This is a genomic window from Cytobacillus sp. Hm23 (assembly GCF_051842895.1).
In the GTDB taxonomy this organism is placed as follows: Bacteria; Bacillota; Bacilli; order Bacillales; family SM2101; genus Nanhaiella.
In genome coordinates this window covers 1-22,995 of record NZ_JBPXRQ010000048.1, presented here as the reverse complement: position 1 = coordinate 22,995, position 22,995 = coordinate 1, and the positions used below count along the sequence as shown (strand labels likewise).

23 protein-coding genes, 17 tRNA genes and 1 rRNA gene are annotated in these 22,995 nt (G+C 36.0%); 5 read left to right on the top strand and 36 right to left on the bottom strand.

Annotation, left to right across the window (positions count from 1 at the left end; genetic code table 11):
* Positions 1-317: 317 nt before the first annotated feature.
* A complete protein-coding gene (locus ACSVDA_RS21330) occupies positions 318-1,868 on the top strand; it encodes a recombinase family protein (protein ID WP_485885913.1) in 1,551 nt (516 codons plus the stop codon).
* On the opposite strand, the gene yhbH is transcribed toward ACSVDA_RS21330, so the two are convergent.
* Positions 1,858-2,946, bottom strand: coding sequence for a sporulation protein YhbH (gene yhbH, locus ACSVDA_RS21325; RefSeq protein WP_485885911.1), 1,089 nt, complete (start codon positions 2,944-2,946; stop codon positions 1,858-1,860). The genes ACSVDA_RS21330 and yhbH overlap by 11 nt on opposite strands.
* Before the next feature lie 419 nt (positions 2,947-3,365).
* Between yhbH and ACSVDA_RS21320 the strand changes: the two genes are divergently transcribed.
* Entirely contained in the window at positions 3,366-5,672 is a 2,307-nt protein-coding gene (locus ACSVDA_RS21320; RefSeq protein ID WP_485885909.1) for a YhgE/Pip family protein, read from the top strand.
* A 989-nt stretch (positions 5,673-6,661) separates the two neighbouring features.
* On the opposite strand, the gene ACSVDA_RS21315 is transcribed toward ACSVDA_RS21320, so the two are convergent.
* Positions 6,662-7,102: a serine hydrolase domain-containing protein gene (locus ACSVDA_RS21315; RefSeq protein WP_485885907.1), complete on the bottom strand. Its 441-nt coding sequence runs from the start codon at positions 7,100-7,102 to the stop codon at positions 6,662-6,664.
* 448 nt (positions 7,103-7,550) lie between these two features.
* Here ACSVDA_RS21315 and ACSVDA_RS21310 point away from each other — a divergent pair, with 448 nt between their 5' ends.
* A complete protein-coding gene (locus ACSVDA_RS21310) occupies positions 7,551-7,898 on the top strand; it encodes a hypothetical protein (RefSeq protein WP_485885905.1) in 348 nt (115 codons plus the stop codon).
* A gap of 1,049 nt (positions 7,899-8,947) precedes the next feature.
* Here the strand turns inward: ACSVDA_RS21310 and ACSVDA_RS21305 are convergent.
* From ACSVDA_RS21305 to ACSVDA_RS21270, 8 genes are all read right to left on the bottom strand, one after another.
* Complete coding sequence (locus tag ACSVDA_RS21305) at positions 8,948-10,843, bottom strand: PrkA family serine protein kinase (protein WP_320211541.1); 1,896 nt, start codon at positions 10,841-10,843, stop codon at positions 8,948-8,950.
* Positions 10,844-11,369: 526 nt separating this feature from the next.
* Positions 11,370-11,843 carry a tRNA (uridine(34)/cytosine(34)/5-carboxymethylaminomethyluridine(34)-2'-O)-methyltransferase TrmL gene (gene trmL, locus ACSVDA_RS21300; RefSeq protein ID WP_320211542.1) on the bottom strand — a complete coding sequence of 158 codons (474 nt, stop codon included), beginning with the start codon at positions 11,841-11,843 and terminating at the stop codon, positions 11,370-11,372.
* A 55-nt stretch (positions 11,844-11,898) separates the two neighbouring features.
* Positions 11,899-12,786 carry an amidase domain-containing protein gene (locus tag ACSVDA_RS21295; protein ID WP_485885902.1) on the bottom strand — a complete coding sequence of 296 codons (888 nt, stop codon included), beginning with the start codon at positions 12,784-12,786 and terminating at the stop codon, positions 11,899-11,901.
* Positions 12,787-12,876: 90 nt separating this feature from the next.
* A complete protein-coding gene (gene queG, locus ACSVDA_RS21290; protein WP_485885900.1) occupies positions 12,877-14,007 on the bottom strand; it encodes a tRNA epoxyqueuosine(34) reductase QueG in 1,131 nt (376 codons plus the stop codon).
* Between the two features lie 163 nt (positions 14,008-14,170).
* Positions 14,171-14,244 (bottom strand) — tRNA-Gly (locus ACSVDA_RS21285).
* 316 nt (positions 14,245-14,560) lie between these two features.
* Positions 14,561-14,800 carry a YolD-like family protein gene (locus ACSVDA_RS21280; RefSeq protein WP_485885898.1) on the bottom strand — a complete coding sequence of 80 codons (240 nt, stop codon included), beginning with the start codon at positions 14,798-14,800 and terminating at the stop codon, positions 14,561-14,563.
* 50 nt (positions 14,801-14,850) lie between these two features.
* The gene (locus ACSVDA_RS21275) at positions 14,851-15,243 is read right to left on the bottom strand and encodes a hypothetical protein (protein WP_485885896.1); all 393 of its coding nucleotides are present in this window, start codon (positions 15,241-15,243) and stop codon (positions 14,851-14,853) included.
* Positions 15,231-15,377 (bottom strand): hypothetical protein, encoded by a 147-nt coding sequence (locus ACSVDA_RS21270; protein ID WP_485885894.1) that lies wholly within the window; start codon positions 15,375-15,377, stop codon positions 15,231-15,233. Before ACSVDA_RS21270 ends, ACSVDA_RS21275 begins: the two co-directional genes overlap by 13 nt.
* Before the next feature lie 56 nt (positions 15,378-15,433).
* On the opposite strand from ACSVDA_RS21270, the gene ACSVDA_RS21265 reads away from it, so the two are divergent.
* On the top strand, positions 15,434-15,646 hold the full coding sequence (locus tag ACSVDA_RS21265; RefSeq protein WP_485885892.1) for a hypothetical protein: 213 nt from the start codon (positions 15,434-15,436) through the stop codon (positions 15,644-15,646).
* 623 nt (positions 15,647-16,269) lie between these two features.
* Here ACSVDA_RS21265 and ACSVDA_RS21260 read toward each other — a convergent pair.
* From ACSVDA_RS21260 to ACSVDA_RS21240, 5 genes are all read right to left on the bottom strand, one after another.
* Complete coding sequence (locus ACSVDA_RS21260) at positions 16,270-16,485, bottom strand: hypothetical protein (protein WP_485885890.1); 216 nt, start codon at positions 16,483-16,485, stop codon at positions 16,270-16,272.
* An 84-nt stretch (positions 16,486-16,569) separates the two neighbouring features.
* A complete protein-coding gene (locus tag ACSVDA_RS21255) occupies positions 16,570-17,607 on the bottom strand; it encodes a beta-propeller fold lactonase family protein (RefSeq protein WP_485885888.1) in 1,038 nt (345 codons plus the stop codon).
* Positions 17,608-18,009: 402 nt separating this feature from the next.
* Entirely contained in the window at positions 18,010-18,807 is a 798-nt protein-coding gene (locus ACSVDA_RS21250; RefSeq protein WP_485885886.1) for a hypothetical protein, read from the bottom strand.
* A gap of 277 nt (positions 18,808-19,084) precedes the next feature.
* The gene (locus ACSVDA_RS21245) at positions 19,085-19,495 is read right to left on the bottom strand and encodes a hypothetical protein (protein ID WP_485885884.1); all 411 of its coding nucleotides are present in this window, start codon (positions 19,493-19,495) and stop codon (positions 19,085-19,087) included.
* Between the two features lie 154 nt (positions 19,496-19,649).
* On the bottom strand, positions 19,650-19,775 hold the full coding sequence (locus ACSVDA_RS21240) for a hypothetical protein (protein WP_485885882.1): 126 nt from the start codon (positions 19,773-19,775) through the stop codon (positions 19,650-19,652).
* Between the two features lie 278 nt (positions 19,776-20,053).
* Here ACSVDA_RS21240 and ACSVDA_RS21235 point away from each other — a divergent pair, with 278 nt between their 5' ends.
* The gene (locus tag ACSVDA_RS21235) at positions 20,054-20,197 is read left to right on the top strand and encodes a hypothetical protein (protein ID WP_485885880.1); all 144 of its coding nucleotides are present in this window, start codon (positions 20,054-20,056) and stop codon (positions 20,195-20,197) included.
* Positions 20,198-20,326: 129 nt separating this feature from the next.
* Here the strand turns inward: ACSVDA_RS21235 and ACSVDA_RS21230 are convergent, their stop codons facing one another.
* The 21 genes from ACSVDA_RS21230 to ACSVDA_RS21130 form a co-directional block, all read right to left on the bottom strand.
* Positions 20,327-20,569: a hypothetical protein gene (locus ACSVDA_RS21230; RefSeq protein ID WP_485885878.1), complete on the bottom strand. Its 243-nt coding sequence runs from the start codon at positions 20,567-20,569 to the stop codon at positions 20,327-20,329.
* Between the two features lies 1 nt (position 20,570).
* Positions 20,571-20,816, bottom strand: a complete 246-nt coding sequence (locus tag ACSVDA_RS21225; RefSeq protein WP_485885876.1) for a hypothetical protein — start codon at positions 20,814-20,816, stop codon at positions 20,571-20,573.
* A gap of 177 nt (positions 20,817-20,993) precedes the next feature.
* A tRNA-Leu gene (locus ACSVDA_RS21220) sits at positions 20,994-21,075 on the bottom strand.
* An 18-nt stretch (positions 21,076-21,093) separates the two neighbouring features.
* Positions 21,094-21,182 (bottom strand) — tRNA-Leu (locus ACSVDA_RS21215).
* A 13-nt stretch (positions 21,183-21,195) separates the two neighbouring features.
* Positions 21,196-21,266: transfer RNA gene (locus tag ACSVDA_RS21210), tRNA-Cys, on the bottom strand.
* A 5-nt stretch (positions 21,267-21,271) separates the two neighbouring features.
* A tRNA-Gly gene (locus tag ACSVDA_RS21205) sits at positions 21,272-21,346 on the bottom strand.
* 3 nt (positions 21,347-21,349) lie between these two features.
* Positions 21,350-21,424 (bottom strand) — tRNA-Gln (locus ACSVDA_RS21200).
* A gap of 57 nt (positions 21,425-21,481) precedes the next feature.
* A tRNA-His gene (locus ACSVDA_RS21195) sits at positions 21,482-21,557 on the bottom strand.
* Between the two features lie 13 nt (positions 21,558-21,570).
* A tRNA-Trp gene (locus ACSVDA_RS21190) sits at positions 21,571-21,644 on the bottom strand.
* Positions 21,645-21,655: 11 nt separating this feature from the next.
* Positions 21,656-21,740 (bottom strand) — tRNA-Tyr (locus tag ACSVDA_RS21185).
* Between the two features lie 20 nt (positions 21,741-21,760).
* Positions 21,761-21,836: transfer RNA gene (locus tag ACSVDA_RS21180), tRNA-Thr, on the bottom strand.
* Positions 21,837-21,868: 32 nt separating this feature from the next.
* Positions 21,869-21,944 (bottom strand) — tRNA-Phe (locus ACSVDA_RS21175).
* A 15-nt stretch (positions 21,945-21,959) separates the two neighbouring features.
* Positions 21,960-22,035: transfer RNA gene (locus ACSVDA_RS21170), tRNA-Asp, on the bottom strand.
* 12 nt (positions 22,036-22,047) lie between these two features.
* Positions 22,048-22,124: transfer RNA gene (locus ACSVDA_RS21165), tRNA-Met, on the bottom strand.
* The gene (locus ACSVDA_RS21160) at positions 22,102-22,257 is read right to left on the bottom strand and encodes a hypothetical protein (RefSeq protein ID WP_485885874.1); all 156 of its coding nucleotides are present in this window, start codon (positions 22,255-22,257) and stop codon (positions 22,102-22,104) included. The genes ACSVDA_RS21165 and ACSVDA_RS21160 overlap by 23 nt, the downstream gene beginning before the upstream one ends.
* Positions 22,258-22,289: 32 nt before the next feature.
* A tRNA-Val gene (locus ACSVDA_RS21155) sits at positions 22,290-22,365 on the bottom strand.
* A gap of 1 nt (position 22,366) precedes the next feature.
* Positions 22,367-22,441 (bottom strand) — tRNA-Glu (locus ACSVDA_RS21150).
* A gap of 38 nt (positions 22,442-22,479) precedes the next feature.
* Positions 22,480-22,571 (bottom strand) — tRNA-Ser (locus ACSVDA_RS21145).
* A 3-nt stretch (positions 22,572-22,574) separates the two neighbouring features.
* Positions 22,575-22,649: transfer RNA gene (locus ACSVDA_RS21140), tRNA-Asn, on the bottom strand.
* A 7-nt stretch (positions 22,650-22,656) separates the two neighbouring features.
* Positions 22,657-22,772: ribosomal RNA gene (gene rrf, locus ACSVDA_RS21135) — 5S ribosomal RNA — on the bottom strand.
* A gap of 35 nt (positions 22,773-22,807) precedes the next feature.
* The coding region (locus ACSVDA_RS21130) for a hypothetical protein (protein ID WP_485885872.1) at positions 22,808-22,995 on the bottom strand (188 nt) is incomplete at its 5' end.

Genomic DNA, 22,995 nt, shown 5'->3' with positions numbered 1-22,995 from the left:
AAAAAGGTAGTTCCCACTCTTTTAATTTTTTTGATAAATCAGTATATACTCATAGACTATCATACAAAATATTACTATTTCAACATGATATTTACAGAATTATAAAAAGTAAAATTTTCCTTATACTTCTTCCTATCCTCTAGTTCAATTACATATCAAAAACATAGGTTCTTAAAAAACTATCATTCTACAAATTCCGACAAATCAATACATACATTATTACTTACAGAATGTGCAAACAACTATTAGACAAAAAGAGAGTTGTAGTTTATTCTTTTGGGTAGAGTGAATTAATATACTGGTTAGAGGTGATATATTTGAATCGTCTTAATAATTTAGATGTTTTTATTTACTTACGCAAAAGCCGTAAAGACATTGAGGAAGAAAAAAATGCAGCAGAAGATGGTTCTTCATATGATACATTGAGCCGTCATAGAAACAATCTCTTAAAATTAGCAAAAAATGAAAATCACAACATTGTAGAAATATATGAAGAAATTATATCTGGTGAATCAGTAGCTCAACGACCTAAAATGCAAGAAATGTTACGTGAAGTCGAATCGGGACTTGTTGAAGCTGTTTTAGTAATGGATATAGACCGTCTTGGTCGTGGGGATATGTTAGATCAAGGAATTCTGGATAGGGCCTTTCGATATTCAAATACAAAAATTATTACGCCCTCAAACACCTATGATCCAGAGGATGAGTCCTGGGAACTTACATTTGGGATCAAATCATTAATATCTCGTGAAGAGCTAAAAGCAATTACAAGACGATTACAAGGAGGTAGACGTGACAAAGCTTTAGCTGGCAAATCAATTTCTAAAAGACCTCCTTTTGGGTACTTGAGAGATGAAAATTTAAAGTTGTACCCTGATCCAGAGAATGCATGGGTTGTAAAAAAAATATTTGAGATGATGACAGAAGGTAAAGGAAGGAATGCTGTTGCTCAAGAACTAGACAAGCTCGGTGTGGCTCCCCCATTTAGAGATACTTGGGCTCCTTCTACAATTTCTTCTATGATAAAGAACGAAGTTTACATTGGACACATTATTTGGGGTAAAATAAAACATGTTAAGAGAAATGGGAAATACTACAAAAAGAAACTACCTAGAAATCGTTGGATAATTAAAGAGAATGCTCACGAGCCCATAGTAACTAAAGAGCTTTTCGAAAAGGCGAATGAAGCTTATTCAAATCGTTGGCGGCCTAATACAGAACCTACAAAAAAGTTAGCTAATCCGCTTGCTGGTTTATTACAATGTGAAATATGTGGGTATACAATGTGGTATGTCCCAAGAAAAGATAGACCAAGTCACCAAATTCGTTGTGTCCAGCCTCAATGCAAAGGGAAACAAAAAGGAGCTTCTTTACATCTGGTTGAGGATAAAATTTTAAATGGATTAAAAGAGTATATTGAACAATTTGCTATTAATGATGATTATAACCAAAACAGAAATGAAGAGATATCAGATATTCCTTTTAAACAAAATGCTATAGAAAAAAAGAAGAAAATGTTAGATGAGCTAAAAGTACAAAAGAGTAACCTCCATGATCTTTTAGAACGTGGAATTTATGACATTGATACTTTTATGGAACGTCAACATAATTTAGTTGATAGAGTAAAGAAAATTGAAGAAGAAATTAATTTGATTGAGAAAGAAATAATAGATGAAAAATTGATGAAAAAAAACAAGATTGAATATGTGCCTACGATAAAGAAAGTTTTAGAGGGTTATCATCACACTAATGACATCGAAGCTAAAAATCAATTATTAAAGAAAGTTCTAGAAAAGGTTACCTATTTACGGAAACCAGAGTGGACTACAAAAGATCAATTTGATGTTAAGCTATACCTTAAAACATAAAAAGTTGTTGATATATCAACAACTTTTTATGGGTATAGGTTGGATAGTTATACTGATTCACTTCACCATACCCGAAAATATTTGATATCTCCATAAGCTCTTTCACATGCTTAACACATCTAGCGTTATCGGAAGTAAGATTATCTCCATCTGAAAAATGAAATGGATAAATGTTGTATAGAGCAGGATTATATTTATTATCAATTACTTCAAGTGCTTTACGATAAACTGAAGAACAGATTGTTCCTCCACTCTCTCCTTTAGAAAAGAAATCCTCTTCAGAAACAACTTTTGCTTCTGTATGATGGGCAATGAATACTAATTCAACTGTTTCATATTTAGTCCTCAAGAAACGTGTCATCCAGAAGAAAAAGCTACGAGCCATATACTTTTCCCAAATTCCCATACTTCCACTCGTATCCATCATTGCAATGACAACCGCTTTTGACTCATGTTTTATAACTTCATTCCATGTTTTATATTTTATATCTTCTCGATATATAGGATGAAAACTTGGATTACCTTGCATTGCATTTCTTTTATAGGCGGAAAGCATCGTTCTTCTTTTATCAATGTTTCCAGTTAGACCAGTCCGTCTTATATCATTAAATTCTATTTTATCAATAACAATTTCATCTTGATCTTTTTGCTTTAAGTTAGGAAGCTCTAACTCTTTAAATAGCGCTTGCTCTAATTCCATTAAAGAAACTTCTGCTTCGTAATAATCCTCTCCCGGCTGATCACCAGCACCCTGTCCTTTACCTGCACCTTTTTTGGAAGGTGTACCATCACGTGCAATTACATCACCAATTTTACTCTCTCCATCTCCTTGACCAGTATGCTTATTCTTATCATAATTGTATCGAATTTTATATTCATCTAATGAACGAATTGGGATTTTTATTACTTCCCGTCCATTTGACATGACAATACTTTCTTCTGTTATTAAATCTGGCAAATTGTTACGAATTGCTTCTTGTACTTTTTCTTGATGCCTTTGCTGGTCATCATGTCCTTTACGATGGAGGGACCAATCTTCACGTGAAACCACAAACGATCGCACATTTTTTACTGACATTTGTTAATCCCCCTATTTAATTTTTTAACAATCTGAAAAATCCATTCACAAAATTCGCATTGCCTGCATAACGTATCATAGTGCTTTTTTTCTCATTAGAAAGGTTGGTTACTCTATCATATGCAGTAAGGATGAATTATTGACAAATATTTCAGCTAAATAGGTACATATCTATTAAAATTAGACAAGTCCTGCAAATCTTGTTTGAAGGAAATAAGAGAAGAACGTTGATATAGCTTGCATACTTATAATTATTGAATGTAAAAAGAGAAGAAAAAATGTTTAAACTTGTATAATTTAGCAGGATTAATGAGTTTAGCTAAAGAATATATGAATCAACAGAAACTAATTGAATATTCAGTTAATAATAATCATTCAGTTTCTTTTTTATATATACATTTATATTTAGGGGGGATTAAATGAATGCATTTAAATTACTGGTAACTGACCTTGGAAAGTTAACTAGTAAAAAGGGGATGTTATTATCTGTCATCCTTGTACTTCTCATTCCTATTGTTTACGTAGCCATCCTACTTTCATCTACATGGGGACCATATGATTATATGTCAAATTTACCTGTTGCTGTCGTCAATAAGGACAAAGGTGCCATGTCAGGTGATGAACCTATTAATGTTGGTGAAGAATTAGTCGCTGATATGAAGCAAAGCATGACACTGGGCTTTCACTTTGTTGATGAAGAATTAGCTCATAAAGGGCTAACAAATCAAGATTATTACATGGTAATTGAAATTCCTGAAGATTTCTCTCAAAAAATTACAACAGTTCTAACTGAGAGCCCTAAGGTACCTGAACTCCTTTATTACCAAAATGAAGGCTTGAACTTTACAGCTGCTCAAGTAACAAGTGGAGCTACAGAAAAAATTCGGGAGCAACTCGGGAATAAAATAACTGAGATTTATACACAAAATCTTTTTGCGCAGCTTGGTGAAATTTCAAGTGGTTTTGAATCTGCTGCAGAAGGCTCAGATCAATTATATTCTGGTTCAATGGAATTACGTGAAGGAACAGGGTCAATGCTATCTTCTTTACAACAAAAAGCTCCAGAAATTAATCAATTAGCTGCTGGTTCACAAGAGCTTGAAGCCGGTACACAGCAATTGTTAACATCATTAATTTCAAAGCAGGGAAGTATTGATGAATTAGCTAGTGGATCAAAGGACCTTGAAGACGCGATAGGATTATTACTAACTACAATTAAACAGGGCTCTGCGCAGATCGATGTATTAGCTGAGGGTGGAGAAATATTAGCAAATGGTAGTCAAGAGCTTGCAGATTATACTCCACAAATCCTCCAAGGGTTAAATGATGCTTATAATGGAAGTGTGAGCTTAAATAGTGGTATGGAACTACTTGCACCTGGAAGTCAAGAAGTCGCTAATGGTATCGATGGTATTATTGCAGGAACTATTGATTTAGCAGGAAACCTGCAAACTCTACTTACTCTCCTAGAAGCTTACAATGCCACTCATAATCTAAATTCTGATGAAAACTTCACAAATATACTAGCACTAAGTAACGGAATATCAGCAGGCGTTAATCAATTGATGAATGACACCCAAACTAAGCTGAAGCCTGGAGCTGATCAAGTTGCTCAAGGACTAGACGAAGCTGCACCAAGTGTAAAACAATTAGAGGCAGGGCTTGGTGAGTTAATCATTGGTCAAGAAGCTGTAAATAATGGTGTTTTAGATTTAGATGCAGGAGCTAAACAAATTGCCGATGGAACAGCTATTGTAAGTTCATCTTGGAACTCAATAATAAATAACTTATCTTCTATTCATAGTGGCGCTTCAATGATTAGGATAGGCAACAATGATGTTAATACTGGATGGAAAACACTAACAGAAGGTACAACTATCATTAACAGTAATATGCAACTACTTAATGAAGGTAATCAAAGCGTACAATCAGGTTGGGAAGATTTATCAAACGGTGTATTACAACTAGATGCGGGTGCTGGCCAAATTGAAGAGGGCAGCAAGGAGCTAGCATTTGGGCTTGAAGAAGGTGCTCAACAAACTACTAGCATCAATGCTTCGGATAAAAATATTGCAATGTTTTCATCACCTGTGCAACTTGTTGAAGAGAAAGTAAGCGGTTTCGAATACTATCGTGATTCGACTGCTCCATATATCATATCTCTTGCGCTTTTTGTAGGTATCTTAATGATGTCTTTCATCATAGACTTTAAAAAGCCATCTGAGGCAGAGCTACCAACATCAGCCATAAGCTTGTTTGCTAGTAAATTTATGACGTTGATATTATTTTCAGTAGTCCAGGGATTATTAGTTTCCATCGTTACGATACTATTCTTACAGCTTCATGTAGCAAACGTTGTCTTATTCATACTATTTACTATCTTCGTTAGTTTAACATTCATGACCATTATCTTCTTCCTTGTATCTCTTGCTGGAAATGTTGGACGTTTCTTAGCGTTTGTATTTATCGTTCTTCAGTTATCAATAACTGGCGCTAACCTACCTATTGATATGTTACCAGAGAATTTACGAAATTTGAGTGAATTCCTCCCATTAACATATACAAATGCTGGATTTAAGTCTATTATTTCACTTAATGATACTGGCTTCATGTGGTCAAACACTTCAGTTTTATTCATTTACTTCGTGATTTTCTCAGTGCTTACATTAAGTACATTTTTATTTGGTACAAAAAAGCTTGCGCATGATCAAAGTTTGTCTGCGTAAATAAAAAGATGAAATTTAATAATCATGTAAAAAACTTTAAGATTCGGGTCTAAACACTCAAATCTTAAAGTTTTTTTATTTTTGGACGGTAATTCGATAATACGGGAGATTTAATCCATGGTGGCTACATATGTATTATCAACCTTATTAATGAAAAGGAATTTCAAGCATAATAGCAATGAGAATAATGTATAAACTAATGTGAATATATACAATTCTAACACGAATTCAGGTTCTTTTGTAAAGTCATATAACTTTGGGACCCCAATGGAAAAAGGAAGATAAATGTGGATATAATACATTACTCCAAAATACATCAGTATGATAACAATCTTTAAAAATAGTTTTTGATCATTTGGCCTCATATAAGATATCTTTTGCTTACCTTTTAATACATGATAGATAGTTGATCCTGTTATTGAGATAAAAAGAACAACAAAGAAAGATATGATATAAATCATTAGTTTGTCATAAGCTTTTATCTTTGGAAAATCCTCAATTAATAATGGTGTTACAGTTCCCCCACTTACTATTCTATAAAGATTTAAACCACTATGGAAAGTTACATTTTGATTTGAATTTGCTAAGAATATTAGCCCATACGACATGTCGGAGGAAAGAATCATATTTGAGCTGAATCCAGGTGTACCACTATCTTTATATATATTATGTGGAAACACTTCCTAATTATAGCCGAACCCAAATCTATTTGCTTTAAACAGTTCAGCAATACTTGTTGAACTAACTAATGGACCTGTTTGAGTATTACCTCCATTTAATAGAAATATCATGTAATTGGCTAAATCAGAAGCGTTTTATGATAATGCACCAGAGCTAGATGTAGCATAAGTTAATTTCTCTTTATACCCCCAATGATAATGATGCCCCTCGCTATATTAAGAAGGTTCTTATTTTCAAAAGTATAATAGCCTGTTCGATCCATGTTAAGTGGTTTGAAGATATTACTATCCATATATTGAGTGAATGTCTTACCCAAAGCTTCCTCTAAAATTATTTACAACAAATCTGTATTCATAGGTCTGACCTGGTATTGAAACTAGAATAATATCTTGTAACTTATCATTGATTTCATCTATAATATGCTCTTTAGCTAAACTGGTAATTTCATGAACATTAAGCCTACTTGGTAGTCCACTTGAATGATTAAATAAATATTTAATAAGTATCTGTTCGGAAATATCTGGATCTTTTGTTGTAAACCACGGAAGATATTTAACTACAGGGTCATCAATGCTTAAAAATCCCTGCTCTTCTAGTTGTAAAATTGCTACTGGAACAAATACTTTAGAAAGGGAACCTAGAACAAAGTTTGTATTTTCATCTACAAATTCACTCTGTTTAGTAACGTCCAAAAACCCAAAACCTTTAGAATAAATAATGCCATTTTTATCTACTAGAGCAAACGACATCCCAGGGATAGGATGTTCTTACATGTTGAACTCTATTTCAGATTCTATCTGTTGGATAATCCTATCTACATCATTGACTTAGGCGAATACTTCATGCTTATTTGACAAAACAATAATATAAAGTATCGACCATGTTAATAGAGCTAGCTTTTTAATGAGAACCTCTCCTTTATACACAAGAATTCCACAGTTGTTTTTAACCCACCGCCAGATGCTGTAAGAGCTAAATCATTTTAACAACACGAAAAAGTACAACAGTTTAATTTCATGATAATATTTTCAATTTTTTATTTTTGTTATTTATAGAATTATTTATCAAATTTTCTTTATATTGGACTAATAATCAAGCTATTTAAAAACTTATACTTATTAATTTTTGAACATTTTATGACATTTTAATTAAATACAAGACTAAATACCTATTAGTTATGTATAATTTTCCATTGTTGTGTGTAGATACAAGAAAGAAGGGGTAAAGATAAGACAGTTAGTTGAAGAAATAGAATTTATCGAGGGTGTTGTACGTGCTATTTTAGTTTGTGACACAACTCAAGATCATTGGCTTTTAGAACACAAAAAAGAATTCCATTACGTAGCTACTTCTAACAAATCAATAATAAAGGAACTCGTTAATAAAAGTGACTATGTTCCTGTATGCATCATAGATTCTACAATAATTGCAGACCTAAACTCCTATGGAAAAAGTTCTATGTTAACAATAGACTGGTGCTTAGAAAGGGTTAAGTTTCTGCTTCAAACAGGTAAGAAATTATCAAAGCAAGTGTACAATTATTAGCAAGGTTTCATTCGTAAGTATATATAGCAGATCATTCCATTTTCAAAATAGAGAGTGGTAGGGTAAACTCCCTCTCACCTTTTTAGATGATTATCCAATATTTATCCAGTAGCAAAATCCGCCGCAAAACATCCAGTTATGAATCTATTACAATTACTTCAAATATAACACAGACGATAAAATACAGATATGAACTCGTTCATATAACCTTAAATACAATCAATTTCATCTAATTTATTGAGTCGGGGGCTAGCCCCACGAAATCTAGCTTTATACAAGTAGCCACTACGGTTAAGATGTTATTACCATACTGCTATGTCATTTTCAATGAAGTACTTATACCATTCATAATTAACTGTTATCTAACCATATAGTTTCTACTATGGGGTTAATCGTTGATTACGTTTTTCATTAATTTTGTTTAGAAAATAAATTCTTTCAGACTATCGTTAGTAAACCTGCTATCACCTTAACTTTGGCATAAAGAAGTTCATTATATAGCAGTTCGGGGTCAGTGGTGAAGTTAAATCATTCAGAACCATGGGTTAACAAGTAGTAATTCAGAATTAATACTTTTGACCAGGTTAAATAAATGTCTCCGGGATAGTATTAGGTAAATATACTTTATAAGGAAATGATTGTGTTTACATCCACCAATCTTACATGTACATATCAACTTATCATTTACTATAATTAAAATAAGAAGATGGATTGGTAAGCCACCTTCCTAAAAACATGTGTAAAATTTATGTCAAAACTTTTTCTGATTTCATACACCCTAAGTACAGTGCGTCATCTCCCTGATGAAACTGTACTTAGGTCTACATATCTTAAAGTTCCTCTCACTATGCCATATTTTAATTGCGTATGTCTTATACATCTTGTTGAGTCTTATATTTTATTTTTCTTCATATTTTCCTCTTTGTGTTTACAATTGGAATAAAATTTACATTAATAGCTACTTTAATATTGTCCACCTTAACGCTGGCTTTATTATTCATAATAAAACGTAAAATTCATTAATGAATTTTACGTTTTATTTAAGTCATTTATCTATTTAACAAGCTACCAACATAACGCAGTAATTCATTTGCTGATGTAGAATTATAGCCATGTTCATCAACTAACCTTGCAACAACTTCGTTAATCTTCTTTAATTGTTGTTCATCTGGTGTTTTCGTTGATGTTGTTATTTTGACTACATCTTTTAAGTCTGCAAATAATTTTTTCTGAATAGCTTCACGTAAACGTTCATGAGAATTATATTCAAATCTTTTCCCTTTGCGAGCATACGCAGAAATTCGAATGAGAATTTCTTCCCTGAAAGCTTTTTTTGCATTTTCCGAAATACCAATTTGCTCTTCGATTGAACGCATTAGCTTTTCATCTGGGTTCATTTCTTCACCCGTTAATGGGTCACGAAGTTTATTTTTATTACAATACGCTTCAACATTATCTAAATAATTATCCATCAACGTCTTAGCTGATTCCTCATATGAATAAACAAAGGCTTTTTGTACTTCTTTTTTCGCTATTTCGTCATATTCTTTGCGAGCAATAGAGATATAATTTAAAAACTTCTCACGCTCTTCGCTTGATATCGATGGATGCTGATCTAAACCTTCTTTTAAGGACCTAAGAACATCCAATGCATTAATAGCTGGCACTTCTTTTCTAATAATTGTTGATGATATTCGATTGATTACATACCTCGGATCAATCCCACTCATTCCTTCATCTGGATACTCTTTCTTCAATTCTTCCACATCAATTGGGTTAAAGCCTTCCACTGATTCTCCATCATACAACCGCATTTTTTTAACTAAATCAATATCATTTTTTTTCGGTTCCTTAAGCCTTGTTAAGATTGTAAACATTGCAGCTACACGTAAAGTATGCGGTGCAATATGAACGTTAGCAACATCGCTCTCTCTAATCATTTTTGTATAAATATGCTCTTCCTCAGAAACCTTTAAATTGTATGGTACAGGCATAACAATTATACGAGAATGTAAGGCTTCATTTTTCTTATTAGAAATAAATGACCTATACTCAGTTTCGTTCGTATGTGCAACAATTAATTCATCTGCACTTATTAGTGCAAAACGACCAGCCTTGAAGTTTCCTTCTTGTGTAAGAGATAATAAATGCCATAAAAATTTCTCATCACACTTCAGCATTTCTTGAAATTCCATCATTCCTCTGTTTGCTTTATTTAACTCTCCATCAAACCTATATGCCCGAGGGTCTGATTCTGAGCCAAATTCAGCTATTGTCGAAAAATCAATACTTCCAGTTAAATCAGCTATATCTTGTGATTTCGGATCAGAAGGACTAAATGTTCCAATACCAGTACGCTTATCTTCAGAAAAGAATATTCGTTCCACCAATACATTTTCAATTTGTCCACCGTATTCTTCTTCCAATCTCATCATATTAAGGGGTGATAAGTTTCCTTCAACTCTAATTCCATATTCATCAAAAAAATCTTCCCTAAGATGATGCGGAATCAGGTGTAGCGGGTCTTCATGCATCGGGCACCCTTTAATTGCATATATTGCTCCTCGGTCAGTATGAGAATATGCTTCAAGGCCTCTCTTCAAAATGGTCACTAGTGTTGATTTACCTCCACTTACAGGACCCATTAATAATAATATACGTTTACGGACATCTAGACGTTTTGCTGAAGGATGAAAATATTCTTCTACTAGTCTCTCCAATGCTTCTTCTAAACCGAATAGTTTATGACTAAAAAATCTATAATGTTTACTTCCATTTACATCTTCTATTCCTGCATCTTTAATCATATTGTACACTCTAGAGTGAGCAGATTGTGCTACATATGGTTTTTCTTTTAAAATATCTAAATAATCCGCGAAGGTACCTTCCCATTTAAGCCGCTGTTCTTCCTCTCTGTACGTTTCAATTTTCTTTAAAATATCCATAAAGGACCTCCTCAAAATTTCATGTACCATGATTAATATACTGTATGCGAGGATAACCTATAGCATGATTAATAAACGAGAATTAGGCTAATATATCAGTAAGAAGTCCTTTATAAAGCATTTTATAAATTGGACTGATTAATCATACTTTTCATTCACACATCTTGTCTGATAAGTTATAATAAAAATATCGTAAGTTTATAGGCACATTTATAGTACTGAAGGAGGATATACTAATGCGTTTAGTTCTAATTTTACTTGTCATGGTTGCTTTTTTATCAGCAATATTTACATCGGGGTATGATGATAAACCAGGTGCTAAAAATTAATTTTTTTGAAAGGACATATTACAATACCTTTCAAGTTTAATTAAAAGGCTCTTTTCGTAAGTTAACTGACACAGCTAGGTATTTATGAAAAGATACGTTCGAATGTTATATGTATACGTACCAAAGTCTATGTTCATAAAATCAGCCAATTAAAAAATGACCTCCACAACATAACTGTGAAGGTCATTTTTTGTTTGTTACGACAAGCCTGGATATTCTTGTTGACGTAATGCTTCATACACAAGAATTGCTGCTGTATTTGATAAGTTTAATGAACGTACATTATCATTCATAGGTAAACGTAAACAATAGTCCATATTGTTTTTAATTATTTCATCTGGTAAACCATTCGTTTCACGACCAAACACGAAAAAATGATCAGTATCTTGACCACTATAGTCAAAGTCTGTATGTGCCTTTTTACCGAATTTCGTAATAAAATAAAAATGTCCATTTTCATGCTTATCAAAAATTTCTTGTAATGAGTCGTAATAATGAATATTTACGAATTGCCAATAGTCTAGTCCTGCCCGACGAAGCATCTTGTCATCAGTTGAAAACCCTAATGGGCGGATTAAATGTAATGTCGTATCAGTTGCAGCACATGTGCGAGCAATATTTCCTGTATTAGCTGGTATTTCTGGTTGATATAGTACAACATGTATTCCCAAAATTATCTCACCTCAAACATAAAATTCTATATTATTATACCAAAATTTTAAAAAATCAGCTGTCTCCAACAATATGAAAAAATTTATATTTTATATTAGGGGTATAAGCAGTAGAGTCCTCATATGACCAGTATCTCATTCTACTATTCTCCGTATGTGCATTAACCAAAGGATAACTTTCTTTGTCTTTTGCAACTACTATCGTCGTATGATCGAATTTTCCATCACCCTCAAAATCGTAGCATATAATATCTCCTTGTGATAAAGCCTTTGCAGATTCAACTTCAACTGCACGTAAACCTGCATTTGAACCTGATAAATACCATCTTAATGAATGTGCTACAGACCAACTATAGCTCCAACTATTCCCTGCCATCCACCACCCATTTGAACGATTAGGATATCCAACTAGAGGAGCTCCACCTGCATGCAAACATTGTGATACAAAATTTGTACAATCTACTTCAAATTTTTTATACTTTACATTATAACTGTTCCACCAAGTTTCAGCATATCGAACAGCTTCTAGCCGATCATATTGAAATGTTTTTCTCGTTACATCAGATTGATTTCTATCCAAAGGTACATGTTCTTGCTTACTTACAAAATTATTATCTTCACAATCATTAATAAGTTCATTTAACAGAAAGGAAGCAATTCTATGTTCACAAATTTCTTCAATGTAAAAAAAATCTCCCTGTTTCATCAAACTTCTATAGTGTAAGACATAATTAATACTCGTACTGCCTGCAATTTGTTTTTTTCCAAGTATTTTCCCTTTAACATTGCATTTTAACACTTCTACTGATCTCTTATTACAAAGATCGTGTTTTCTATTGAGTGCTTGTTGTTCTTTTTCACTAAGAACATTGAATTTCGTGCTGTTTCTATTTACATAGCAGTCAATCCTATCTTTCACTAATAAATGAATGCTCTGTTTCAAATAATCACCACCTATAAGCCTTCATTACTACCATATGTGGTGAAGCATAAATTATTAGCCAGATAACAAAAAAGTAGAAGACTGCATTCATTATGAATGAGAATAAAATAATTTTTCGTATTCATTTAAAACATCTGGATCATTCTCTTGTTCTTTAGTTTTATTAAGCTGTGACAAAATATCATGTTTAGCGATTATTCCTAATGCCCATACGGCAGTCCCACGTATTACAGGACGGGGATCATCAGTAACTAACTTTAATAAATCCGGAATTGCAGATTCATCCTTAAAATGTGCTAACGCGATGATGGCATTTCTTTGAATTGGTTTTTTCCCTCTCCAAGATCCAGATACATGGCCAAATTTTTCTTTAAACTCTCTGTTACTTATTTGTAATAAGGGCTTTAATAGTGGCTTTGCTATTTCTGGGTCTGGTTCCATTTCTAAATGAAAGTGAGAGTCCTTTCCTTTATTTTCAGGGCAAACCATTTGACATGTATCACATCCATATAGACGATTACCAATCTTCATGCGATACTCACCATCTAAAAATCCCTTTGTTTGGGTTAAGAAAGCAATACATTTTGATGAATCCAGCTGGCCACCTTGAACTAATGCTCCAGTCGGGCATGCTTCTACGCACTTATTACAAGATCCACAACGTTCTTCTATTGGTTGATCGGGTTCAAATGGAATGTTTGTTATTAACTCACCTAGATAAACAAATGATCCAAACTCTGGTGTAATAATTGCACAGTTCTTCCCACTCCAGCCAATTCCTGCTCGCTCAGCTACTGCGCGGTCAGATAGTTCTCCTGTATCTACCATAGACTTACACTCTACATTAGGTACCCTTTCTTTGATAAAGCTTTCTAACTTTAACAAACGCTCCCTTAAAATATGGTGATAATCTTTACCCCATGAAGCTCTACAAAAAATTCCTCTACGTTCATCTTTCGTACTTCGAGGTGCATGTCTCATTTTTGAAGGGTACGCTAGCGCAATGGATATTATTGATTTTGCTTCTGGTAATAATAATCTTGGGTTCGTCCTTTTTTCAATGTCACTCTCTTCAAATCCCGATTGGTATCCAAGCATTTGTTGTTCGTGTAATCGTTCTTTTAATTGAGAAAACACGTTGGTGCTAGCAAAACCAATTTTGTCTATTCCAATGGAATGTGCATAATTTACTATTTCATCCTTTAAAGCTTGGATATTCATTAATACCCCCCCTTCCCCATTGTTGTATATATAATTTCCTTTATGTTTAAAAACAGTTCGTACATAGTAAACAAATCTAATACCACCATACTAACTTATTGTAAAATAAAAACGCAATGCTTCGTTTTCTTTGAACGAAACACTGCGTTGTGATTAGTATGTATGGAGCGGGTGATGAGAATCGAACTCACGACATCAGCTTGGAAGGCTGAGGTTTTACCACTAAACTACACCCGCATATGAAATTGTAATACATGTGGTCGGTCCTGAACCGACACTCCCGAAGGAACACGATTTTGAATCTATGAAGGTCAAATATCGTTTAAAATCCCGTTGTGACTACGATGAGTCAATCGTTGAATGTTCATTGCTTACGACTCATTAACTGGGACGAATATAATCTTAACAGGATATGTCGAATTATGCAATAGTTTATTTTAAAAAATTTTACTTTTTTTTTGACCATTTATATCCATAGAAAAAACGCTCTATAAAAGAGCCCAATCTCACTCCGCATACACGTCTACTTCAGCGCCAACTACCTCGCTAAATTTCACACACTTAAATCCCGTATGAGTATCAGCAACGTACTGCCTCGCCTTATCATCGATGAAATAACTACTATCGAAATAACGCCGTCATCCCACGTCTTAAATGAAACCGTGTAATTAAATTCCATCGCTAGGTAAATTCGTTCTTCCCATTCTGTTAACATATATTCATCAACCATCGGCTTTTTAACGGGATAATACTCACGCTCTGCTTCTCTTTCCAATTTTCCTTGTTCGGGCATCTCTCACATGCTTTTCTACGTTCAATTACGGCACTTCCTCGCGCTTAGACTCAAATATATTCAACCCACGCAATGTTAACCGTCTTGAATTTCTTTTCCGAACCGTTTGCTAACTCAGGGAAAATATAACATGGCGGTACCGTTTCAATAATTGGCTTGGGGCTGAGTTCCTGTTTCACCAAATCGTCGGAAATCGCTGATAAATCTTTGCTCACATTGCAATACGTTTTATTCCACGCATCTCCACGATACTCATTTCCGACAGTGAGTTCATGTAGTTGCCGAGTTATATCATTTTCCTCAACTATGCGATTTATTGCTTTTTGGGCAACACTTTCGCTATCCTTCCCGAATTCAAACTTCGGTGGCTCGCCGATTAATAAATCGGCTGGCTTCGTGCAAAGTATATCGATGATGTTCACTACGATACCTAACTTTTCCATTTGCGATAAGAAAGGTCAGAAGCACGTTGATAGACTTCGTGTTGCTTGCCGTCAAAGAAAGATTTACCTCGCTTATAATTTGCTAAGCGTTCAACGTCGCCTGCTGGTGGAAACTGCTTACCTATTTCGAACATTGCGCCGCCTCCTTTCTTTAAGTAATATAATTAATAGACTGTAAGGGGGTTTTAATGTGTATTTGGTATTTATAATAATTTTAACTACAATATTAAGCTATCTTTTCATCTTTTTTACTGGCACGATTTTTTCTGCAATTATCGCTTTTGGTATCATTATCGGTTGTTTATTTAGAGGTATATATCTGCTTAACGAAATAAGTGAGAATCTTTATAAATTATCAGCTAAGACTGATAGGTTATTAGAAAAACAGAAAAATAACGAATAAGAACAACCACGCAGGCTTTCCCATTACTCGAGCTCTTACTTTCTTCGATATTGAAATCGCCTGCTCAACTGCCTCAATTGAGTCGTCTTGCTCACCCGCTCCGTATCGTTCGAACTGTTCGAGTAATAAGACATGATTTGTTTGAAAACTTTATGCCTCCGCTTTCAATTATTCGGCAACATCACCTCGACTCGAAGCTCTTTACGCTGACTTGCTAAATTTTATGGACTCGTGAGTGTACCCGGTAATTCGCATTTCTTAGCGCCTCTTTCAGCTTATCGACGAAGAGTTCTTACCCCATTTGTTCCTGGGCTGCTATGTAGTGAGGCTGATTTTTTTCATAAATGTGTTGGGCTTAACACGTTCGCCCCACGAATCAATGACGTAATACGGGTTCGTTGTTTTATCCTTCGCAACAACACCTATCGCCGTGTAGTCGCCTTTTTTTTACCCACCGCAAAGTCAACACTCATCGTAATAAGGAATTGCTTTGAGTTATAATCTAAACTCGATGTGGTATCCGTCCAATACGTAAAGGTGCTCGGCACAAATATCATTGATTCCTAGTCGATTGGGTTGTTTCGATATTAGGTGTTAAACTCATTAGACCCGTTGTCCCACTTTCATTTCATCAGCTTGTACAATGGGTGAACGTCCGCCCAAAGCACGTCGGCACCTTCATCCATTTCTTCGCGATTGGTTTCGTAAGATGCGAACGCGTTGTTGCTTTCTTCGGCTGAGGTATATTCAGCGTCAATTAACGTGATAATGTCGTTTATTTCTTCAATTTTGTGTTGTCGCTCATGATAATCGAGCCATTCACCTTTTTCCCACGTCATAAGATCGTCCTCCATTTTGTTTTAATACACGCGAAAAAGCCCGCCAATTGATGGCGAGCATCATTTTAGAATAAGCAGGTTATATTAATGCTGCGTGAAAGCGATAGCAACTGGATTAGAGCCAACTGGGACAGTTGCGATTATTGAATGCGTTTTTACATCAATGACACCTACCGTTGCATCACCTTCATTACCAACATAAGCAAATTTTCCGTCCGGAGTGAACTCTACGAAACGGAGGTTATCATCTATTTGAACTGTAGCAATTTTGGATTGTGATTTTACATCAATAGCCGTAACTGTATTTCCGTCTCTAGTATCTACATAAGCGAGTTTTCCATCAGGTGATATCGCGATATTACTTGGACTGTCTCCCGTATTAGCTATTGGAATCGTAGCGACAACATTGTGCGTTTTCACGTCAATTACAGTTACGGAATCGTCGCCTTCATTTACAACATATGCGAGTTTCCCATCCGGAGTAAACTTTATATCAATCGGGTTTTCTTCCACTCCAATAGTTGCAATAACAGAGTGAGTTTTTGTATCGATGACTGATACATTTGCATCATCTTGATTTACTGCATAAGCTAATTTCCCGTCGGGTGTAAAAGAAATTGCTCTAGGATCATTACTAACAGTGATTGTCGCTATTACACTATGAGTCTTGATGTCTATAACCGATAAAATAGAAACATCACCAACATCATCACGATTATTCACGTAAACTAGTTTCCCATCTGGTGTTATGGCTATAGCTTCCGGACTGCTGCCTACCGGGACTGTTGCAATGACAGAATGAGTTTTTGTGTCAATCACCGATACATTTTCACTAACACCATTTACTATATAGGCAAGCTTTCCATCAGGTGTAAAAGCGATTCCTTCAGGCGAACCTCCTACTTGAATAGTTGCAATAACTGAATGTGTTTTAGTATCAATAACTGACACACCAGTTTCTACAGATCTACTGAAAGTAACATAAGCCAGTTTCCCGTTAGGTGAAATCGCAATATTATCAGGCCCCTGCCCCACCAAAACGGTAGCTATTACTGAGTGTATTTTCGTATCAATAACGGAAACATTAGAGGGACTAGCATTCACGACATAAGCCAGTACCATTCTGTACCGACCTCCTTAATTCGTTTCTTACAATGTATGCGAGTTAAAGTCAAAGTGATTTTTAATATCCGTATAGTTTCTCCGTCAGATAAGCTGGTTCTGATCGGGGCGCTTGGGGGTCAACCGTTTACCCTTTGCGACAACGCTCCGTTTTATGAATAACAGTGTATCCTTCATGCAAATCTAGTTTATATAATAATTACTATCGGAACCAACACGCATTCACAAACGTTGATATGACGTATAAATTTATCGAATATACGTTATTTTATACATCGTTGGTATCATGCGCTTTCTAGCGCGTTGCTTACGCTTTACTATGCTTAAATCTTGCATGCGATTAATCTATCGTTTTGATGCGAAAGTGTTCGAGGTACCTCGCGCCGAATTCGGCTTGCAGACCTAACTACACGGTTCTGTTATTCCATCAATATCTATATCTACAGCTAAATTTTCCCCACTCAAAACCATTATGTCTATTTTAGTTACATTTAAAAATGAAAACATTTTGTGATCGTTAGTGTCAACCTCGTTTAAATTTAGAGTTATAGGCTGTATAATACCATTTGAAGTAAAATTAATAAGTACCTCTGCTACACCGACTAGGTCTGTTTGATCTTCTCTTAAAACAACCTCACCGTGAAATCCTACAGGTCTGCTGTTGTATACTTCCACCAGATTATTAGTCACACTATTTAAGCCAGTATTTGTGGTACCTATATCATCTGCAAGTAGCTGACAAGGACAATCGCATTGCGTTACTTTTTCAACTGCACTTCCGTACCCTATAGCTCCTCTTTTACATGGTTCTGTCATTCCATCACAAGTTACACCTACTTCTAAATTTTGTCCACTCAACACCACTATGTCTATTTTGGTTACATTTAGGAATGAAAAAATTTTACTAGAGGTGCTGCCAATACCATTTAATTTTAGGGTTATAGGCTGTATAATACCATTTGAAGTAAAATTAATTACTACTTCACCCATATCCGCTATTCCTGATTCGTTTAAAACCACCTCACCTTGCAATCCAACTGGCCTACCGTTGTATACTTCAGCTGTACTATTAGTTGTAGCATTCATATTGATGTTTGAAGTAATAATATTATCTACAATCAATAAACACGGACAATCACACGTTTTATCCTTACCAGTAGCACTCCCGCAACATGTACTTACTTTCTTGTATTGACCCATTGTTATTCCTCCACAACCACAGATTAATACGGTATATTATGCCGATATTTATAACCGTGATTGGACGTATAAAATGAAACAACTACGCTTATTTTCGATTGTAATCCCTCCGAGTCCCTACTTATTAATAATGACTCTACGCAGTCCATAAGCAATAGTCTTACTCGTCATCACCCTTACCGCCCTTCAACCGCTTGATCTACCTACGCTTTACTACACTAAAACACTGCATACGATTAACCTTTCGAATTAATTCGAAAGGGTTAGGCTTGCAGGCTTATCTACATAGCTCTGTCATTCCATCGGTAGATACAAGTACATTTAGGTCCACTCCACTCATAACTATCACTTCTATTTTGGTTACATTTAGGAATGAAAAGATTTTACTAGAGATGCTGCCAATACCATTTAATTTTAGGGTTATAGGCTGTATAATACCATTTGAAGTAAAATTAATAACTACTTCACCCATCCCAGTAGGATTGGTTATACCATCTTTTAACTCTGCCTTACCACGTATTCCAACTGCTCTACCGTTGTATACTTCTGCTCTATTATTATCCGTACTATTTAAACCATCATTTTGAGAACTTATAACATCCGCGAGCAATTGACACGGACAATCACACGTTTTTCCTTCCTTGATTTTACTCCCGCAACAAGTACTCACTTTATTATATTGACTCATCGTTCTACCTCCGCTATCACAGTTTAATACGGTATATTATGCCGATATTTATAACAGTGTTTGGACGTATAAAACAAAACAACTACACTTTCATTCGCTTGAAATCGTTCCTATTATCTTCTTATTTCTATGTCTAATATTCTATCGATAAGTGTTACCTCTTTTCAGCCTCTTCTTTACCGCCCTTAAACCGCTTGATCTTCTCTTTAATATCCGACACACTCAACATCTTGTTACCGTCCTTCGAGTCAACCTCAACTTTCTCCGTCAGTAACCACATACTTTGCATAAACGTCCTAAACATCGCAGCGTTATCGTCGTCCCACATAATACCCGGCAAATGCTTGACACTATTTTGCATAACTTGCTTCTTCAATTCTTCGTTAAAAGGTCATCATTACGCCAACGTCTTAACGAGCTAACATCGATACCTACCATTTCGGCTATTTCATCGTAAGTTAATCCGCCTCGTTGTGCTTGTCCATTATGTTCATTTTGTTCTTGTTTAAAACTAACTTTTTAAACGAGAATGGCAAAAAAGATATGAGGAGGAATTTTATGTGTTCGGATAAACCAAGAAGTAAATTCGGAAAATGGCTTGATCGAAAAGATATCACACATGTTAAAATGGCGAAATTAACTGTCGCTTCAAGACCGACTATTACAAGGCTTAGTAAAACGATGGTTTCAAGCCGAATATGAAAACGGCAAGTAAAATTATTAAGGCGCTAAAAAGGAAGGTTACAGCGTGGATTATGATAATTTTTGGAGTATGTAAATAGTAAAAAAAACACCGCCCCAAAATAAAACTTGGGCGGTTTAGACTTATAATTAATTCTCTATATCATTTATTGAATTTAGTTTCTCCCAATCATCTCCGCCGATTTTACGCCAAATCTCTCCTGTCTGTTTATCCATTATGATATAGAAGTCACCAGCAATCTTATTAAAATCATATTTATTTTGTAACTCATTCGCTTGATTTGACTTTAAAGATTGCGAAATAAGCCACGAACTTAAAACAATACATAATCCTAAAAACATAATAGATGCAGGAAGTAAATTTCTCTTCACCTTAATACCTCTTTCTACAAATAATTTCGATTTTAAAATAACGCTTCTTCAAATTGTTTAACAGAGAAAAATTCCGATGCTTGTCCTTTACTTCCTCAGAAAACAAATCTAACAACAGCATAAACATATAATCTCTGACGCCAGTGAACGTTATTAAATCCGGTTGATTGAATAACTCATTTAATTGTTTCACGCTTAACGTAGCGACAATGGTTTTGAGATCACCAACGAGTTTAACATTTTTCATCGGATTTATGGGCTTATACGTGGTTAATTCGTTAATATAGTACTTAATTATGTATTCCAGTAAGTTCCAAATTTTAGTGCATAAATCGTGCGGAGTGACACATAAAAAAGACGATGTACTCCGCATGAGTCATCGTCTGAATGTTCGATATATCAACGTTTCAAAGTTCTTTTTAAATACCGGTGGTCGGGGTCGAACCGACACTCCCGAAGGAACACGATTTTGAGTCGTGCGCGTCTGCCAATTCCGCCACACCGGCAAATACAATTACTATAAATGGTGCCGAGGGCCGGACTTGAACCGGCACGGTAGTCACCTACCGCAGGATTTTAAGTCCTGTGTGTCTGCCAATTCCACCACCCCGGCGACTAGGTGAAAAAGGCGGCAACCGGATTTGAACCGGTGATAAAGGTTTTGCAGACCTCTGCCTTACCACTTGGCTATGCCGCCAAAATTGGAGCGGAAGACGGGATTCGAACCCGCGACCCCCACCTTGGCAAGGTGGTGTTCTACCACTGAACTACTTCCGCAAATGGCTGGGCTAGCTGGATTCGAACCAGCGCATGACGGAGTCAAAGTCCGTTGCCTTACCGCTTGGCTATAGCCCAATAAAGAACCTTCTACTATAAACTATATGCACTATTTAGAAATATGTTCATTTTAAATGGGGCGACTAACGGGAATCGAACCCGCGAATGTCGGAGCCACAATCCGATGCGTTAACCACTTCGCCACAGCCGCCATAAATTAAAAATGGCAGGGGCAGTAGGAATCGAACCCACACTGGAGGTTTTGGAGACCTCTGTTCTACCGTTAAACTATGCCCCTATAATAATGAATGGTGGAGGGGGACGGATTCGAACCGCCGAACCCTCAGGGAGCGGATTTACAGTCCGCCGCGTTTAGCCACTTCGCTACCCCTCCAACTCATTGAAAAGACTATATGGTGCCGGCGAGAGGACTTGAACCCCCAACCTACTGATTACAAGTCAGTTGCTCTACCAGTTGAGCTACACCGGCTTAATTCCATTGTATAGCATATATCTTTCAAATGGTGGCTCGGGACGGAATCGAACCGCCGACACAAGGATTTTCAGTCCTTTGCTCTACCGACTGAGCTACCGAGCCAATTTTTTTCAATACTGGCGGTCCCGACGGGAATCGAACCCGCGATCTCCTGCGTGACAGGCAGGCATGTTAACCGCTACACCACGGGACCACATTTTTTCTTTGGTTGCGGGGACAGGATTTGAACCTGCGACCTTCGGGTTATGAGCCCGACGAGCTACCAGACTGCTCCACCCCGCGATAATAAGAATTTAATTAGTTTTTCTATGCGCATTGTTTGCGCCTCCGTCCCGATTTCTTCAAGCTTATTCTTAATGCTTATCAATCGGTACGCTGATGCTACCTCAAGGAAGAGAATTCGATCGTGCTCCACCCCGCGATAATGGGAATTTAAGATGTTCTTTATGGTGGAGGATGACGGGATCGAACCGCCGACCCCTTGCTTGTAAGGCAAGTGCTCTCCCAGCTGAGCTAATCCTCCGTGGTGACCCGTACGGGATTCGAACCCGTGTTACCGCCGTGAAAGGGCGGTGTCTTAACCACTTGACCAACGGGCCAATAGACATTCAAATAGCTTCATATTTTATAAACCAAGTGGCGGAGAGTAAGGGATTTGAACCCTTGAGACAGTGTTAACCGCCTACACGATTTCCAATCGTGCTCCTTCGACCACTCGGACAACTCTCCAAATGGCTCCACAGGCAGGATTCGAACCTGCGACCGATCGGTTAACAGCCGATAGCTCTACCACTGAGCTACTGTGGAATAATAAGTCTGGCAATGTCCTACTCTCACAGGGGGAAACCCCCAACTACCATCGGCGCTGAAGAGCTTAACTTCCGTGTTCGGTATGGGAACGGGTGTGACCTCTTCGCCATCATCACCAGGCTTATTTTATTAGCGACAAATCTTATTATACTGATTTATCGAGATTTATCAAGAGATAATTTAACTTTTTTTAAAGTTTTTATTCCCTCAAAACTAGATAATAAACATTCATTGAACAAAGCTTGCTTCTTATTTGTCCAGTTCCGCAAGCTATATCCTACGGTCATTTCGCTCTCTCCCACGAAGTTACAAAACAACTTCTCGTCGATAGCTCCAATGCCCT